Consider the following 17,588-nt stretch of genomic DNA (forward strand, 5'->3'; position numbering starts at 1 on the left):
GACCAGCGATATAAAGGTTTTGCGGGGTGACGCTCATTGGCGCTCGTCATATCGACGGGGTGGCTGTCGTCAGATGTGAAGCGTCGAACCGTAACCTTGCCGAACTTTTACCTATAATCGTAATATTTTCCAACTTGAGTCTCCAAGATGACCCGATTAGGCGCTGTTTAAGATCTTCATAAACCTGTATTGTTGGGCGCTGTTAACAAGTCGGAGTTTGATTTGACGCCTTTTTAAACACCCTGGTGAAAAGGTGTACTACGTAGATGTTTTCAGCATTTGCGCGACCTTCGTCGAGATTGCTTCCAGAGTAAAAGGTTTAGTCAGCAATTCCATTCCCGGTTCCATATGGCCATTCCCGACCGCGGCATTCTCCGCGAAGCCGGTGATGAACAGCACCTTTAGCCCGGGCCGTAACATTCTCGCGGCGTCGGCGACTTGCCGACCGTTCATGCCATTGGGCAAGCCCACATCAGTGATCAGTAACTCAACCCTGGCGCCGGACTGAAGCACCTTGATACCTGCCGCGCCGTCGGCTGCGCCAATCACAGTATAGCCAAGATCGTCCAGCACTTCGTCTATCAGGTGGCGGATTGTCGCTTCGTCGTCGACGACGAGCACCGTCTGGGCGTTGCCCCCTTCCACGACAGCGGTTGTTGCCTCTTCATGGTCGTCGTCTGCGTCCCCATGGTGCCGCGGCAGATAAACACACACGGTCGTGCCTTGTCCGACCTCCGAATAGATACGGACTTGCCCCCCTGATTGCCGGGCAAACCCGTATATCATCGACAGGCCAAGCCCTGTTCCCTGCCCAATCGGCTTCGTCGTGAAGAAAGGCTCAAACGCGCGTTGAATTGTCTCAGGCGTCATGCCGGTACCCGTGTCCGTTACGCAGATCGAGATGTACTGCCCAGGCGAAAGATCACGGTCCCGTCCCGTGCGATCATCGATCCACTTGTTTGCAGTTTCGATCGTCAACTTGCCCCCATCGGGCATGGCGTCACGGCCGTTAATACAAAGATTGAGGACAGCGTTTTCAAGCTGCGATGCGTCGATATCTGCGGCCCACAATCCGGCAGCGCCAACGATCTCGATACCGACCGTGGCGCCTACCGTCCGGTGCAACAGCTCTTCCAGCCCCAGGATCAGCCGATTTACGTCTGTCGGCTTGGGATCAAGCGTTTGGCGCCGCGAGAAGGCTAGAAGACGCTGGGTCAAAGACGCAGCACGTCGCCCCGCCCCTTGGGCGGCACTGATAAACCGATCAAGATCGTCAAGGCGGCCTCGCCCAATGCGAAGCTGGAGCAACTCAAGATTGCCCATCATGCCGGTGAGAAGATTGTTAAAGTCGTGAGCGAGGCCGCCAGTCAGCTGGCCGACCGCTTCCATCTTCTGTGCCTGACGAAGCTGTTCTTCGGTTTTGCGTAAGGCGTCTGCTTGCTCCCTCTCGGCAGTAATGTCGCGCCCCGTCGCGTACGTCATATCGCCTGCCGGAACGGCAACCCACGAGAGCCACCGCGTAGATCCATCCTTATGGCGGTAGCGATTCATTACGATAGGTCGGCCACCTTCTGCGGCGATCTCATACGCATTGGTGGTCGCGTCGTGATCGTCAGGCACAACGAATTCATTCACGTGATGGCCTACCAGTTCGCCAACGCTATAGCCTAGCATTGCCGTCCAGGCGGGATTCACACGTCTAAACACCCCGGAAAAATCGATCACGAGCATAAGGTCTGGCGATGTTACCCAAATCCGGTCACGTTCCGCCGTGCGCTCGGCTACCTCCTCCTCGAGTGTTTCATTCAGCCGTTGCAGTTCCTTTTCAGCCCGCTTGCGATCACTGATGTCGATCGACGAGCCCACCAAGCCAGTTACGACACCGTTGGCGTCAAGGAACGGCGATTTGGTCGACAGCCACGTTGCGCAAACGCCGTCCGGAAGACTCACCTCTTCTTCGATGACCTCGCTATTCCGTTCGGTCATGACACGCGCATCGTTCGCCATGACGGCCTCCGCCTGAGCGGAGTCATCGAGAAACTCTCGGTCGGTTCGACCAATAATTTGCGCTAACGGCTTGCCGACCAGGTTCGCCGTGCCACGGTTTGCGGCGAGCATGCGTCCAGTGCGGTCTTTGGCGTAAACCACGCCTGGTACAGCTTCCATGACTGCCGTTAACAAGGCATTTGCACCGCGAAGGGCATCCTCTGCCTCACGACGATCGGCAATGTCGATAACTGAGCCGATGTACCCGAGGAACTCGCCATCAGGGCCAAACCGCGGCGAAGCCGCATCGATCGTCCACCGATACGTTCCATCGGCACGCTGCAACCGGTACTCCAGCCGAAATGGCTCGTGCTTTGCGTTCGCTTCGAGGAATGTTTGACCTGCCGCGGCCATATCTTTGGGATGGATAGCATCCAGCCAGCTGAGGCCCTCGGCTTCACCAGGCGTTTGCCCCGTGAATGCGTACCACTGCCGGTTGAGATAGGTGGAGTTGCCGTCCGGATCAGTGACCCACAACATCACTGGTGCATGATCCGCCATGTTCCGAAACCGCGCTTCGCTTTCGACGAGGTCAATCTGGGCAGCCTTGAGCTTCTCCTCGTTCTCGATTGCTGCCTGATACCGTCGATCCCGGTCCTGGACCGCGCGGCGCAAATCCAGTTGGGCCATGACCTGCCGTGCCAGGACCTGAAGGGTATCCAGCTGCAGCGCAGTGAACGGTCGTGATCGATAGTCCAGCACGCAGAGCGTGCCGATTGCCAAGCCATCTTCCGTCTTTAGCAATGCCCCTGCGTAGGAACGGATGTGAGGGTCGTCGGTCACGAGTGGGTTACGGCTGAACCGTGGATCCTGCGTCAGGTCTGGCACGACGAGCAGCTCGTCTTCCAAAAGCGCGAAAGCGCAAAACGACGTTTCGAGCGGCGTCTCTCGAACATTAAGACCGACCTCTGCCTTGAAGAACTGGCGGCATTCGCCGATCAAGTTGACGACTGCGATCGGAGCTTCACAAAGCCGAGCAGTCAATTCCGCAAGTTCGTCGAATGATTGCTCCCGTGGTGTATCCATCACCTCGTAGCGCGCTAACGCAGCCAGTCGCTCTTGCTCGTTCGCACTCATTGTTTGCCGCCTTCGAATGCAAAGCTGGTGTCAGTTATCTGGGCTGTCCGCGCGTAAGCCTACTGCTACTAGCCCGCAGCACCCTGATGTAAAATGCAAATTTCGCTGTACGCCATTAGCTCCTGATCCGGGATAAAACCCGTGCCGCGACGTTGCTTCGGGCTGCAAGCTTCCGGCCGTAGCGCAGCGCGGTCGACGGCGAGGACCAACGCAGCGCCTGCGCGATCCCGACACCGTCCTCCCCGGCCGCAAACAGGTCCTGCGTAAGTCCAACGCGCAGCGAGTGGCTCGACAGCGCCCTTGCCGCCTCCTCAACTTTCGCGAGCGGCATCTCGACCAGCCCATGATCGAAGGCACTCAGCGCCACACGCCGATAGATCCCATTGACGCCCTGCCGGCTCAGCGACGCGGTACCCACGGTATAGACCGTCCGCGCCGGTTCGGCCTTCTTGCCCTTGAGCTTCTCCTGCCAGTGCCGGGTGTGCCCCGGGATTGCCTCGTACGCCATTGGCGGAACCGCGGCGCGCAGACGTCGACGATCGACCCCGACACGGCGGAAGACAGGCCCCTCGGTGATGGCACTCGCTACCAGCCAAGCGCCGACCCGGCGCATCGTGTCCGCGGACAGCCAGCCCCAGGCCCCCTGCCCTTCCTGATCGGTCTTGGACGACGGAATGAACAGGAGTGCCGAACCGTCGCTGTGCGGATCGATATGCGCGACGGTGACGGCGACGAGCTCGCTGACCCGCAGTCCAGCGTCATAGCCGAGCGACAGCAGCGCTGCGTCCCGCAAGCCTTGTAGATCGCCCCCACAGGCCTCCAACAAGGCAGTTAGGGTGAATCCCTTGGTATGCGGGTCCAGGGTGGCGCCGAAGCGCAACGGCGCAGCCTGGCGTTGGGCAGCGCCACGACGCCGGCGCAGGCCTTTGAGCGCCGCACGGACCATGACGTGGCTCGTGGGCGCATGCCCCCTCTCCTGCAGGCCTGACAGGCCGTGTGCGGTGGCGAGACTGGCAACCCGTCGGGCGACTGTGGCGGGCTTGGCGCCCCGCGCCTCGAGCATGGCAATGTAGCGGACCAGGTTTTCGGGCTCGGCGGGCAGCGGGGCGACACGGATGTCCTCACACCAACGCAGATAGCAGGCCAGGTCCGATGCCAGTGCCGCCTTGCTCGCTGCTGCCATAGCACCAAGCTGCGCTTCGAAGCCGATCTCGCTGACAGGGCCGGCGTTGGCGGGCAGCGCAAGGCCCAGCAACCGTGTCACGCGGGCATCGATCGGCTCAACTAGGCTACGCCGCGCTCGGACCGGAAGCCCCTCCCCGTCTGTGCGGTGAATGACGATCTCGCTCATGCGGCGCCTGCCGGCTGGTCCAATTCACCCTGCATTCCGGCTCCGTAGCACATCTCTGTACTTACCATAATGTCCGATTATGGTAAGTTGGTATACATGACATATAAAGCTGCCTAGCGATCGTGCGATTGCTAGCATATGTCGGGCGCAATGACGTTCGCTTATCATACTTCGCTAGGCTACGCAGTCGGTCGACTGGGGGGTGCAATTCGCTTTGCCTCCCCAGAAATCCGCAAGGTTGCGAGCCTCGCCACCGTGGCTGACGCGTGGCGCGCGTATCGACGCGATGCCGGCGTTGGCAACGTCGGCCCTGCCCACCAACCTTCTACTGACGCCCTCTCGATCCTCCTGACCGACGACCCCCGCCGCGACGCCGTCGTGCTCTGGCTTGCTGCACACGGGGTGCCACCGATTGCCGACGCTGCAACGACGGTCGTTCGCATGGTCAACGCGACGCGCGGGTTCGAGGTCGATGCGCTGGCATTGCTCAACGCCGCCCAGGACGCCTTGGCGCAGGCGACTGCTGGTGGCCCCCTCACCGGTGCCTGCGGACTGGCGGACGCCGGTCCGGATCATCCGCTCCATGGGCTGGCGCGCGCTGCGGTGGCGGTCGACGTTTTGATCCGCGCGCCGGACTTCGCCGAAAGCTCTGGGCACGAGGCGCTACTCCCCCTGCCCTCCCGATCGATGCGGCATTACATTGCGTCCGAGCCGGCCGGATGCTGGGCCCTGAACCTTGTGCTTGTTGCACGCGGCATCGTCCCACAGGTTACCGGGATAGTCCCGCGCACGGTCTTTCGCCTCGATGTCACGGATGCCCAGCGGGCTGCTGCGCTCGTCGACCATAGCACGCATGAAGCGTTGGCCGCGTTCACGAATTTGGAGCGGATAGAATCGGTGTTGGGTCGCGGTCGTGAGGCCCTCGCCGGCTTATCCCGCAACGCCCGTACCTTTCAGGCTTGGACGCTTTTGGCGGCGCTCGGTCCGACCACGCGCAAGCAGCTCATGCGCGCACTTAGCTTGTCGCGCGCCGGTGCCGATATCCAGGCGCGCGCGCTTGCTGCTGCGAGACTCGTTGGGCTCGAAACGGGAGGTTTGGTATCCCCTGCCCTCCCCGGTCCGTCTCCGTCGCCGTCTGCGTCCCTCGATCACGGTCCGCTTTGTGCAGCGGCTGCGGATCTTGATATCGCAATGGCAGAGATTGACCGCCTCCTCACACGGGGTCTCGATAAACGAAACTAGCCAGTGCGATTTTTGGATACCCACGAAAATTATTAGCCCGTTCGCTTGCCTTACTTGCAGGAGGCTCGGTGCCTAGAAAGATCCTAACCCTTCGCGGTAAGTGCCCGCAGTTCCTCAAGTGCCTGCCAATAAGAGCGGTGACCGCGCTGGTTGGTAAATTCAACGAACCAGTCGAGTGTTTCTTGTGGACCCTTAATAAAGAGATTTCCCTGAGCGACGGTTTCCCGCCGACGTCGACTAGGTCGAGCCGAGACACTCTCGCCCTCCCCCTGGGCGCGATCGACGAACCCCATTGCGGCGCCACGCGCAACTGCCTCCTCTTCTCTCACACGATCGATACGAAGGGGCGCTTTCGAGAGGCCGGAAAGATTTAGTTTGTCGGCGACTTCGTCAGCCGATGCCGCATTAGGCTTCTTGAACCCATAACCGCTCATCGGTCAGTCTCCTCACGCACAGCCTCTACGACTGCGTACGCAACTTCGAATGCGTTTCGTTTGGCTGCCGCAAGTCCTGAAGTCTTTTCATCGGACAGTTCTTCCAATGTTGATGCAAAATCGAATACGTCACGGTAAGCCGCTCGTTCTACCAGTCCCTTGCTGAGCAAGGGTAGATCAGCGTCCTTGATTGCTGAGGTAATTCGTTTCGCAGATTTCGTCTCAATCGCCGCGTTGTCACGACTCCGGACGAGGCGGTACGGAATAACGCGGCCTAAGGCTTCCGCCTCCTCGTGTATCAAACCAACGGCATTAGCTGCTAATTCTGCGTCAATCGGCGAGAGATTGAACGGAATCAGTACCAAGTGAGAGCGGGCAAGTGCTCGTGATGTCATTCTCGAAGCAGTCCCCTCAAGATCGATCAAAACAAAGTCGTTCTTCTCTGTGAGGGCGTCGAGCACTTTAACTAGCTCTGACTCTTTAGGGCTTGCTACGATCTCAAACGGAAGTGCCCTCCCCTCAGCGGTACGCCTGGCGCCCCACTTCGCTATGATTGCGTTTGGATCAGCATCGACGACGACAACCGACGCGCCGCTGCGAGCCAACTCCCCAGCGAGAATGAACGTAAGGGTCGTTTTGCCGGCACCCCCTTTCGGGTTTGCTACTGATATCGCTGGCATGCCTGCGTTTCCTCATTAACATCTTACTAGGCTACTAATTGCCTATTGCGATCGATTGGCCACGCATAGGCTGCTGGAGGCCTATCGAAACCCAATTGATAGCGCAATACATATACGATGGATATCCTTTCGGCAGCCTTTGGATAGCCTAGCGATATGGTTGCATAGGGATATGGTTGCATAGGGATATGGTTGCATAGGGATATGGTTGCATAGGGATATGGTTGCATATGGATATGGTAGCCTATGCCTATAGTGGCATATGGATATGGTGGCATATGGATATGGTGTCCAGTGGATGATCGCCACCCGAAGAATATTAACTGGATATCCTTATGGTGGCCAAATCAAATGGATATCCTCGAGATATCCACCCTCCTCACGGGCCTACGTTGTGGTCTGCTGGAGTTAGACGACCACCGCTGCTGCCAGGATCGTTGTCAGAATAGAGTAGCTTTGCATGCAATAGGTAATCTGCCGCCTTCAGCGCAGCCTGATTGTTTGCGCCAGCGACCGATCCACCCGCAGCAAGCTGCCGCCCGCGCCGAAGGCCATCTATACCCTCTCCGCAGGCGACGAGCAGGGGATCACCCGACTATGACACCAACAGCTTCAGCAATGGGGGAGGGGAGGTCAACACCCGGGCATCCACCGCTCTGCGTCAGCCACCCAAATCAGAGCCACCATAACGGCAAAGAGCCCGTTGGCAGAGTTCACCGGGTACGCTTCTAGCTTAGCGCGATTGTCCCTAGCGATCGGTCGCCGCAAGGCACCTCCATGTCACCATCAATGCCGCTGCCGCCCTTAACGAGCTTTTGCGCCGTCGCGAGGGGAGGGGAGGGCGATCGCCAGCATTCCAAGGATTGCGAGTGTCCGATTCATGTCTGTTCCCCTTGTTCAGTTGAGCGGTTTTGGGTTGGTAAAGTTGATTCTGGTGTGGAGGTTGCCGGCCGGCGACCGGTTAAGATCGACTCTCCAGGTGCCCCGGGGCTTAAAGATCATTGGCTTCACCACGGTTTCATAGGTGATCGATGTACCGAACCATGTCGTCAGGCCGTGCCACTTGTCCCCCTCGATGATCTTCATCCGGTAAGTGCCAGGTGGCACCGGTACGGATACATCCTCGTTTCGGTTCACATAGACCGAGATAACGTGCACATCGGTCTTCCGATCGAACAGCTGTACGACAGCATTCGCATCTGCCGCTGTCACCCCAATTTTTGAGGTCGCCGTTTTCGGGTCGACGCTATTGTTAACCGTGACGGTCCCGGACGCGGGGAAGGGCAGCGCCACCGCGCGATCTGGAATCCAGGCTGAGCGTTTTGCCTCACGATACGCGGGGATCAGGATTGGTATCGCCCACAACAGGAACATCCATTTCTGCGCCGGGTGCGCCCGGTTGTGCCGCCTGGGTCGATGTCGGTTCTTCTGATAGTCGAAGCCTCGATTGGCGGCATCGAACCAGCCACCACCAACCCCGCTGCCGCTGCCGCCTCCGCCAATCCAGCTAGCGCTTGCCAGCGGCACCGCCTTGCGGTCTTCATGAAGCTCCCGTCGGCCTTTGCGGTCATTCCACCATGGTGTGCCGGCGCCAAGTCCTTGGCGCTGGCGATAGCGATCGCGCATGTAGTCGCGGTCATCAATGCCCATTGGCGGAACTCCGGACTTCCTGTGCTCGCCGGTTGACTGCGCGGCGGTGCAGGACACCGAGCTGCTGCGCGAAATCGACAATCACGTAAGCGAGAGGATCGTCGAGTACGCTATGAGGAAAATGCCAAGCCACATGTAGATCGGCATTTTGGCGCCCTGTAGCCACATCAGGACCTGGGTGTTGAGAAGCTGGCTACCTCGGGTGAAGTTGCCCGAATTGCGCGGTGCTTCACCGCGCGCGCTATGGTGCTTCTGGGGGATCGGACGCCGGTCGTTACGGATGTCCTCGCGGGGCGCTTTGGGGTCGTCACGCGCCATGATGAAGCTTCATGCGACGGTCGGCCTCGAGGACGAGCGTCTCGCGCAATTCCGGGTGGTTTTCCCGGATGATCGCGTCGATCGCGACCTGCATATATTCCGTTACGCGAAGCTGGCGACGATGGCTCTGGCTCATGAGGGCCGAGCGGCCAAGATGCTGCTCAATTGCGCTTCGGATGATGTCGGACGGCGTGCAGCTCTCGGCTTCCGCCTGAGCATCGATGCGCGTGTACAGGTCGAGCGGCAACCTGACCGAGCATTTACGGAATAGTTTCAACTTCCAGCTCCCTAGCAGGGGGGCTGGTGGACTCTTCGACGGACTTCCTGTTTAGCCGGGACGCGTATACGGTTCAAGGGCCGTCAGGAGACAGTTCGAGAATATGTACTACGTCGTCCGACGAAAAAACGGTTGATAACCGCCATTCCGTGGGCGTCGGACAATGTCCCGCAATCTGTCGGACGTGGTCCGCCGCAACTCGTACTTTCTAAGATGCTGATATAGCTCGGGAAAAGGCAAGCGCAGCTTGCGTAAGGTGTGCTGTCAAATCCGCATGAAATTCGCCTTAACCTGGGCCCACACTCATCCGTTGAAGAGGACCCCATTATTCTTTTTCAACAGTAACTTAAGCGCGCGGGACAGCGCGCTAGAGTGCTGCCCATCTTCCGATGGCAAACTCAATGTTTCTGGTCTGATCCGATTTGGGGATCAAATAGCCATTACGAGGGAGTAAACTTGCTGTCCGGCTCCGAAGCCTCGCAAAGTTGCCCCTACCGAACACCTAAAGGTTGGACACCGGCGACGGCGCCCGCCTTATCCGGTGCGGCATGGCGCATCAGGAATGGCTCACTGGCCATCCATATTGCGTTGTGTCGCCGAGACTAACTAAAGGTGGTCATGACATTTAAGCAACGGCCACTGGCAGCAAAAAGCATTGCCGATCTAGAGATCCTGCATGCAGCCTCCGGCAGTGAACCGGCAGTGTGTGAGATGTTACGCAAAGAGCTGTCGCACCGCTCCACAGAGCGAGCGCGTAAGCTGCGCGAGCGGCTCGGAACACCGGCCGCTGCCACCCAGCAACCGGCTTCCACCACCGTGCCACGATCGAAGCGAATTTTGACACATCCTGACCCGCCGCATCGTGCGGACGAGCCCCGATCGATCCTGTCTGCCTGGGCCGCGCTAGAAGCCTTGTCGCCGCAGACCTATCGGCGTCCAGAAAACTGCGCGAACGATGATCTTAGGTGCGTGGCGCCACTGCATGACCAGCTACCGTGGACACTACGTGAGCGGTCCAAGCCGGACCGGCAACTTTACTATCAGGTGGTTCTCGGCGCGGTCCATGTCGACGGCGCCATGCAACGTCTGATTCAGACGTTCGGCGTGGATGAGGAACGCTCCAATCGAGCCCGCGAAAAGGCCATCGTTGCGGCGCTGCTCGTGGATCGTGAAGGCTGCCTGCTGCCTGAGAAATCTATTGGCATATCGAGCTTTGGATGGGCGCTGCCGCTAGCTCTGGAGATGCGGCTCGGCGAGCTGGGCAACTGGCCTAACGTCGAAAGTGACATGGTCGAACAACTAGAAAAAATGCTCCGCCGCGTTGACGAGGATGGGCGACCGGTGCCGCTTGATTTACCCCTAATCGATCGTGCCTTTCGCTACCTAGTGGAGACCTTTGGCATTCCTAGTGACCTCGTCGAACCACCCAGTTTCGCGGTGCGCGTTTACCACTATTACAAGGCAGCCAAACCCCCTGAAGTAGACCTGCTTAACTCGTTCTTTCTGGGTGATCTCAGCAAGGCCCGCAAGCTCGATCCCACCCGCATGCCCGAGACGCTACGCCGCTATCTTGGTGTCGCCACGTCCGAGCGCACTTTCGACCTCCAACTTGAGCCATCGGCACTGGAAGCCGCGGTAGCGCCCAAGCTTATGCCCGCTGCGCGTTGGCCAAGTCCCAGCGGGCATCCGCTGGTGCTTCTTCAGCAGGCTGCAGTCAATTTGGCGCGACGCGAGCCAGCTATTGGTGGGCTGCTTGCGGTCAATGGTCCACCGGGGACCGGCAAGACCACGCTACTGCGCGATGTCGTCGCCGGCGCCGTGCTCGACAGGGCCCTGGCGCTAATTGAATTTGATGATCCGAATGACGCCTTCACCGTCACCGGTCAGAAGATGGCTGCCGGGCCAAAGGCCTTCTACAATTTCTACCGGCTGGCCCCCAACGTGCGCGGTCACGAGGTGGTCGTCGCGTCCAGCAACAACAAGGCGGTCGAGAATGTCAGCCGCGAGTTACCCGCCGCCAAGGCAGTGGGTCGTCCGCTGGAGGAGTGCAGCTATTTTCGCTCCATCAGCGACCACATGCACGGCACCGCGGAAGGGGAAGGGGAGGGGGAGAATACCGTCCCGATCGAGACGTGGGGACTGGTGGCGGCGGTTCTGGGTAATGCCCGCAACCGCTTCAAGTTCACGCAGCGCTTCTGGTGGGACAGGGATCGTGGCTTCCGGATATACCTGAAGGCGGTAAAGGGCGACTCCGTCCTCCGCGAGATCAAGGACGAGGAGAGCCACGTTATTAGGCGGGAGTTGCCCTCTGTCGTGCTGCGTGAGCAGCCACCGGCTTCTGGCACTGTCGCCAGAGCGTGGCTGCGTGCGCGCCGATCTTTCACAGAACTGCATCGGGAGGTCACTGCGGAGCTGGCCGCATTGGAGGCTGTGCGACAGACCTGTCTGGAGCTTGCCGGCGCCCGTCAGGCGCTTGCCTTGGCGGAGGCGGCGCTGACACCGCTCGTCGTCTTCCAGGTCCACGCCAAAGCCCGCGAGAAGGTCGAGCGCCACTCACGTGCCGATGCCGCCTCGGTACACGATTATCGCATGGCGGCGTTGGCCCAGCATCAGAGAATCCGGCCGGGGCTGTTTGCCCGGTTGTTCCGCACGGTGCCGTGGCGCAACTGGTCGAATGTCTTGGTGGGATTGCAGACCGACGCTGATCGGAGCCGGGAAGTGCTGACCACGAGCGAGCGAGTCCATGCCACAGTAGCCAATGAGCTTCGTACGGCCACTGCTGCGGTTGAGGAGCATCAGCGTGTGCGCGATGGCAAGGCGACCGAGGTGGTGCGGCTTGTTTCTGCCGTAGATGCGCACCGACCGCGGCTGGGCAATCGCATTGTCGACGGCGCCTTTTTTGCGCAGGGACATAACGCAACCAACCTTGCCGCCCCCTGGATCCCCGACACGCTGCACCGGAAGCGAGAGGCGCTGTTCCTGGCTGCGCTTGCGCTGCACCGCGCCTTCATCGATGCCGCTGCCCAGAAGGTCCTTCACAACCTCAGCGTGCTGATGGGCGTGCTGCAGAACGGGCCACCCAAAGATCCGGCCAAGCTCGCGCTGCTCGGCGACCTGTGGTCCACCCTGTTCCTGGTTGTGCCGGTGTTGTCGACCACCTTTGCCTCGGTAGATGCCATGTTCGGCGAGCTGGGGGAGGGCTCGTTCGGCTGGCTGCTGATCGACGAAGCAGGCCAGGCTCTGCCACAGGCGGCCGTGGGAGCGGTGATGCGCGCGCGTCGGGTAGTCGTGGTCGGCGATCCACTGCAGGTGCCGCCCGTCGTGTCGCTACCAGACCGGCTGACGAAAGAAGTCTGTCGATGGTTCAAAGTAGACGCCGACATGTGGGGCGCGCCCGAGGCGAGCGTCCAGACCGCTGCTGACCGAGCCTCACGCTTCAAGGGTGGTTTCGACACTGACCGGGGCCGGCGCGAGGTGGGTGTGCCGCTGCTGGTCCATCGCCGCTGCCAAGAGCCAATGTTCGGGATCGCCAACGCGATCGCCTATGATCACCAGATGGTGCACGCGGCCGGCCCGCGTATGCCGGGGCGGGTTGGCGAATTACTTGGTCCGTCCGGCTGGTTCGACATCGTAGGTGAAGCAACATCCAAATGGTGTCCAGCCGAAGGCGAGCGTATCGTCGGACTGCTACGCACGCTCGCCGATGGTGGCATTGTTAGGCCCGACCTGTTTATCGTCACACCGTTCCGGATCGTCGCGCAGGAGATACGGCGTCGTCTCGATCAGGAGGGGAGTCTATTGTCGACGCTGGGCCTCGAAGGCCGTGAATGGCTGCGCGATCGGGTAGGCACTGTCCATACAGTTCAGGGGCGTGAAGCGGAGACAGTAATCTTGGTATTAGGTGCTCCAGCCGCTTCGCAGGGTGGAGCACGTGCTTGGGCGGCCAGCACCCCCAACATCCTCAATGTTGCCGTTTCTCGCGCCAAGCAAAACCTGTACGTGGTCGGGTCTCACGGTGCTTGGCGAGGCGTCGGGCATGCATCAGAAATGAGTCACCAGCTTACACTGCTCCAGGCCAGAATTTGATCAACTGAGGTTTAATCTGACGTTCTGACATCGTCGATCCGTCAGATTTCTAGTGGAAAACAGCCTCTTCGCTTTCGGTGGCGATCACCGTAAACTGGGCCCAATCAGGTGACAGGCAGTGGCCGGAGACGGCGGTTCTCAGGGCGCAAGTGGACTCAAATCTATGACAGGGCTATTCCGCAATTCGACTAAATATTTTGTCCGTAACGAAGTGTTAATGCATATGGATCGGCTGATAAATGCGTCTTCATAGGCTTGTCCTTCGTGATTTTCGCGGCTTCCATCGTACCGTAATTGATTTCGACAAGCAGCTTACGGTGCTCGTTGGAGCAAATGGCGCCGGTAAAACTAGTGTGCTCGACGCAATTGCGATCTTATTGGATCAATACTCAGCGCGACTATTGTCTACACGGGCTACAGCCCGGCGCCTTAGCGAATATGACGCGCGAGCGAACACGCCGGAAACCAAAATAGCGCTTGAGGTAGAAGAAGGCGGAATGTCATATCGCTGGTCGCTAGCGAAACAAGGAGCAAGAGAACGCGTCCTAAGACCGAGATCGAGCGAATTGGATGGCCTTAATCAGCTCGTGCGATTTATCGCTGACTCGGCGGAAGAGGAGCAGTATTATCTAACTGATACAAGCTTGCCGATTTATTATGACCAACGCCGTGCTCTAGTGGATATCCCGAAGCGTAAGACGGGATCTGCAAAGCATAATGCCCACGATGCTTTTGTAGAAAGCCGAAGCAATTCTGGTTTGGATTTTCGCGGGTTCACGTATTGGTTCCAAGAAAGAGAAACGGAAGAACTTCGCATTCAGCGGCGGGACAACGATTATAAGGACCCGCAACTCGACACGGTGCGTCGAGCTATAAAGGCAGCAACAGGCCTAAGCGAACTAAGTTACAGTACCGTTCCCCCTAGAGGCTTAACAGTTCGAAAGGGCAAGGTTGAACTTCATATAGAGCAGCTCTCGACGGGTGAACGTACGTTTCTATCTCTCGCTGGCGACCTTGCGCGGCGGTTGTCAATGATTAGCAGCATTAGCAAGGATGCTCGTCTGGGCAGTGCAATTGTATTGATCGACGAAATCGAGTTACACCTTCATCCCCGCTGGCAACGCAAGGTAATGCCGTGGTTGATGGAAGCATTCCCCAATTGTCAATTTATTGTTACTACGCACTCTCCGCAGGTAGTTGGGGAGATTGGTGCACACCATCTTCGTGTTCTGGAATTCTCATCTCGTGGCAGCAGGATCAAGAAGGTTGCTGCTACCCGCGGGCGGGATAGTAATTTCATTCTGGCAAGCGCGCTAGGTGCCGATGAACGAAGTGCCGAGGCGCAAAATGCGTTGGAAGCCGTTGAGATCGCACTTTCTGAAGGTGACCTTGAGAGAGCGAAGGACGCACTTGAAGCGGCCGCGTCCGCGATCGAGGGCTCGGCACCCGAAATTGCGATAGCAGAGGCTCGTATCCAACGTCGGACTACGAGGGCGAAGTGAGAACCGTGGTTAAAGGAGCGGCGCCACTGGCGTTCGTCGCGTGGCTAAATCTGGCTAACGAGGACTGGACACCAACCTATGGAAACCTGAGCGGCGAGCCGATGACGGCAGCGCGCGAAGCGCTGCTGAAAGAACATCAATTCCTCTGCGCCTATTGCGGGCGAGCGGTTCTCGCCGATGGAAGCGATAGCCACATTGAGCACTTTTTCCCCCAAAAAAAGTTTCGGAACTGGTCAGTCGAGTGGTGGAACCTCTTTATTTCGTGTGGTCGAGCTACGGGCGACACATGCCCCGCGACGTGCGGCACAGAGAAGGAAGATTGGATACCCAGCCCGAACTTTATCATTCCTTCATCGCCGGATAGCGACAGCCGTTTCAGGTACGACGGCCTAGGCAATATAGGTCCGACCAACTCACCTGATCTCGCTGCGACCACTATGATCCATCGCCTAGCTCTGGATGATGACGCGTTAGCTCTCGAACGAAGGCAAATCATCGCCGCATTGGAAGCCGACGTCGCCGCCGGCGAACTAAGTCCAGCTACGATAGCCGCAGAGATTGAGCGATGGCACACCGCTGACCCTAGTGGCCGCCTTAAGGCATTCAGCCAAGTCGCTGCCCGATACCTAGAGGACGAGCTAATCTAGGAGAACCGCCCGGGTTAAGGCCCGCTCAGCCGCAGCTGCCGAGGTATCGGTTGCGGCAGTGGACGCTGCGGAATAAGCCGTCATAGTAGGCCGTCGAAACGACAGTGGCATGAGGCACAAGCGTGATTATTAAGGTGCGAAACCCCGAGGGCGATAATTTTTGTCGCGCCTGACAGACCTGATCCAGCGAGTGCGAGGCCTGGACACCCATTTGAGCACCGAATTGGAGCACGAATTCAAAGCGATAGCGGCAAGGCGCGCGTTCGGGCTTAACTTCGAACGGCATCAGCCAGAAACTGTCGAACTTCCAGGACGCACGATCAGGAAGGGCGGCAAGGTGCGAGTTTTACCCCAACGCGGGGCGCTTGCATCCGGTGATACTGGCCTATGGAAGGTAATCGGAATTGAGGGTAAGGGGGCTGACCGAAAAGGCGTTCTGACACCTCTGCACTCGCCGGCTGATCCGCCGATGGCCATTCCGGTTGACGAGCTGGTTGCCGTGGCGGAGTTTCGCGACAGCATTTACCCGGGCTTGCTCAGCACTGGGAAGATCGAGAAAGATAAGAATAAACCCTCCCACGTCGTCATTAACGGCGAAAACTTTCACGCGCTCCAGGCCCTGCTTTTCACTCACCGTGGTCGCGTAGATGCGATTTACATCGACCCTCCTTATAATTCCGGCGCTCAGGACTGGAAATATAACAATAATTACGTAGAGAAGGATGACCTTTACCGCCATTCAAAGTGGCTAGCGATGATGGAGCGAAGACTTCTACTGGCTGGTGACCTACTGAATCGCGAGAATAGTGTGATGATTGTCGCTATTGATGACAAGGAAGTTTCGCGGCTTTCCCTTTTGCTAGAACAGACTTTTCCAGAAGCTCGCATGGAGATGATCACGTCAGTAATCAATCCACGTGGGAAGTACCGACAAGGAGAGTTTGGTCGATCAGAAGAGTACCTTTTCTTTCTCGCCTTCGGAAAAGCTTGCGTTCTTGGTGAACCCGACGAGGATTTTGGGACCGGTGCTCAGGTGCCTTGGAGAACACTAAGGCGAAGCGACCTCAGCTCCCGCCGAGGAACGCCGAAGGGCGGAACCGGACAGTTTTTTCCAATCTACGTAGACAGCTTGGGCGTCATTCAGGGTATTGGAGCGGCACTCCCGCACGCTGTCGATCGAAGCACAGCACCCAACCTCCCGGGTTGCACGACTGTTTTTCCAATTCGTGAAGATAGTACTGAGATGAACTGGGGCCTGACAGCCCCCTCTCTAAAAAACCTGCTCGCAAAAGGTTATGTCCGCGTCGGACGGCATGCGCCCGGAAAGCCACAGCCTTTCGAGATTTCTTATCTTACGTCCGGACGGATCGCTGACATTACGACCGGCCGAGCCCAAGTCGTTGGAAGCAATAGCGACGGAAGTGTCATCGCCAAGTATATAACCAGTAAAGTAAAGATGCCGACTTCAACTTGGCTTCGCCCGTCTCATAATGCCGAGATATACGGAACGGATTTGTTGAAAAGTATGATTGGTGAGCGGAATTTTCCGTTTCCAAAGAGCCTTCATGCCGTGGAAGATTGCTTGCGTCTGTTCGTAGCTAACAAACCAGATGCGGTTGTTCTGGATTTTTTTAGCGGTTCGGGAACAACAGCACACGCAGTAATGCGGCTGAACCGGCAAGATGGCGGCCATAGACAGAGTATCTCGATTACCAACAACGAGGTAGGCCCGGCCGAGAATATCGCTCTACGTAAAGCCGGCTATAGGCCGGGCGATGCTGAATGGGAGGCGCAAGGTATATGCGAATTTATCACCAAGCCCCGCATTCGTTCCGCCATTGAGGGAAAGCGTCCGGATGGAACCGATCTTCAAGGCGAGTATCGTGTTAACGACAGTTTTGCCATGGCGGACGGTTTTGACGAAAATGCCGAGTTCTTTACACTCACCTATGAAACCCGAGTTACCATCGAGCATGATCTCGCCTTCGAACGTATAGCCCCCCTGTTATGGATGCGAGCCGGTGGTAGGGGCCCTAGGATAGACCAGATACCATCGTGTGGATGGGGCGTTTCTGAAACCTACGCGATTTTGGCAGACCTTGATCAAGCTGCCGAGTTTTACAATGGAATAGCCAATAGCACTATCGCCGTCACTTACATCGTGACTAACGACGACGGTCTATTTCAATCCGTTGCTCAAAAACTTCCGCCTGGTATCGAGCCAATACGGCTTTACGAAGCCTACCTTTCCAACTTTCGCCTCTCTGCTGGTCGCTGA

Annotated in this window: 12 protein-coding genes; 5 read left to right on the forward strand and 7 right to left on the reverse strand. The window is 58.2% G+C overall.

What is annotated here, in order from left to right; all coding sequences use genetic code 11:
• Positions 1 to 258: 258 nt before the first annotated feature.
• Together U1737_RS07630 and U1737_RS07635 are read right to left on the reverse strand one after the other, a co-directional pair.
• The gene (locus tag U1737_RS07630) at positions 259 to 3,123 is read right to left on the reverse strand and encodes a PAS domain S-box protein (RefSeq protein ID WP_332796247.1); all 2,865 of its coding nucleotides are present in this window, start codon (positions 3,121 to 3,123) and stop codon (positions 259 to 261) included.
• Positions 3,124 to 3,238: 115 nt separating this feature from the next.
• A complete protein-coding gene (locus U1737_RS07635; protein ID WP_332796248.1) occupies positions 3,239 to 4,474 on the reverse strand; it encodes an integrase in 1,236 nt (411 codons plus the stop codon).
• A 441-nt stretch (positions 4,475 to 4,915) separates the two neighbouring features.
• On the opposite strand from U1737_RS07635, the gene U1737_RS07640 reads away from it, so the two are divergent.
• Positions 4,916 to 5,716 (forward strand): hypothetical protein, encoded by an 801-nt coding sequence (locus U1737_RS07640; RefSeq protein ID WP_332796249.1) that lies wholly within the window; start codon positions 4,916 to 4,918, stop codon positions 5,714 to 5,716.
• A gap of 83 nt (positions 5,717 to 5,799) precedes the next feature.
• Here the strand turns inward: U1737_RS07640 and U1737_RS07645 are convergent, their stop codons facing one another.
• The 5 genes from U1737_RS07645 to U1737_RS07665 all read right to left on the reverse strand — a co-directional run bounded on the left by U1737_RS07645 (position 5,800) and on the right by U1737_RS07665 (position 9,045).
• A complete protein-coding gene (locus tag U1737_RS07645) occupies positions 5,800 to 6,150 on the reverse strand; it encodes a hypothetical protein (RefSeq protein WP_332796250.1) in 351 nt (116 codons plus the stop codon).
• Entirely contained in the window at positions 6,147 to 6,830 is a 684-nt protein-coding gene (locus U1737_RS07650; protein WP_332796251.1) for an AAA family ATPase, read from the reverse strand. The genes U1737_RS07645 and U1737_RS07650 overlap by 4 nt, the downstream gene beginning before the upstream one ends.
• A gap of 897 nt (positions 6,831 to 7,727) precedes the next feature.
• Positions 7,728 to 8,480, reverse strand: a complete 753-nt coding sequence (locus tag U1737_RS07655; RefSeq protein WP_332796252.1) for a hypothetical protein — start codon at positions 8,478 to 8,480, stop codon at positions 7,728 to 7,730.
• Positions 8,481 to 8,561: 81 nt separating this feature from the next.
• Positions 8,562 to 8,798, reverse strand: coding sequence for a hypothetical protein (locus U1737_RS07660; RefSeq protein ID WP_332796253.1), 237 nt, complete (start codon positions 8,796 to 8,798; stop codon positions 8,562 to 8,564).
• A complete protein-coding gene (locus tag U1737_RS07665; RefSeq protein ID WP_056414067.1) occupies positions 8,788 to 9,045 on the reverse strand; it encodes a hypothetical protein in 258 nt (85 codons plus the stop codon). The genes U1737_RS07660 and U1737_RS07665 overlap by 11 nt, the downstream gene beginning before the upstream one ends.
• A 648-nt stretch (positions 9,046 to 9,693) precedes the next feature.
• Here U1737_RS07665 and U1737_RS07670 point away from each other — a divergent pair.
• From U1737_RS07670 to U1737_RS07685, 4 genes are all read left to right on the forward strand, one after another.
• The gene (locus tag U1737_RS07670) at positions 9,694 to 13,161 is read left to right on the forward strand and encodes a DEAD/DEAH box helicase (protein ID WP_332796254.1); all 3,468 of its coding nucleotides are present in this window, start codon (positions 9,694 to 9,696) and stop codon (positions 13,159 to 13,161) included.
• Between the two features lie 239 nt (positions 13,162 to 13,400).
• A complete protein-coding gene (locus U1737_RS07675; RefSeq protein ID WP_332796255.1) occupies positions 13,401 to 14,663 on the forward strand; it encodes an AAA family ATPase in 1,263 nt (420 codons plus the stop codon).
• Positions 14,660 to 15,310 carry a retron system putative HNH endonuclease gene (locus U1737_RS07680; protein ID WP_332796256.1) on the forward strand — a complete coding sequence of 217 codons (651 nt, stop codon included), beginning with the start codon at positions 14,660 to 14,662 and terminating at the stop codon, positions 15,308 to 15,310. The genes U1737_RS07675 and U1737_RS07680 overlap by 4 nt, the downstream gene beginning before the upstream one ends.
• 211 nt (positions 15,311 to 15,521) lie before the next feature.
• Positions 15,522 to 17,588, forward strand: a complete 2,067-nt coding sequence (locus U1737_RS07685; RefSeq protein ID WP_332796257.1) for a site-specific DNA-methyltransferase — start codon at positions 15,522 to 15,524, stop codon at positions 17,586 to 17,588.

The organism is Sphingomonas fucosidasi, assembly GCF_036663855.1.
Classification (GTDB): Bacteria; Pseudomonadota; Alphaproteobacteria; order Sphingomonadales; family Sphingomonadaceae; genus Sphingomonas; species Sphingomonas faeni_B.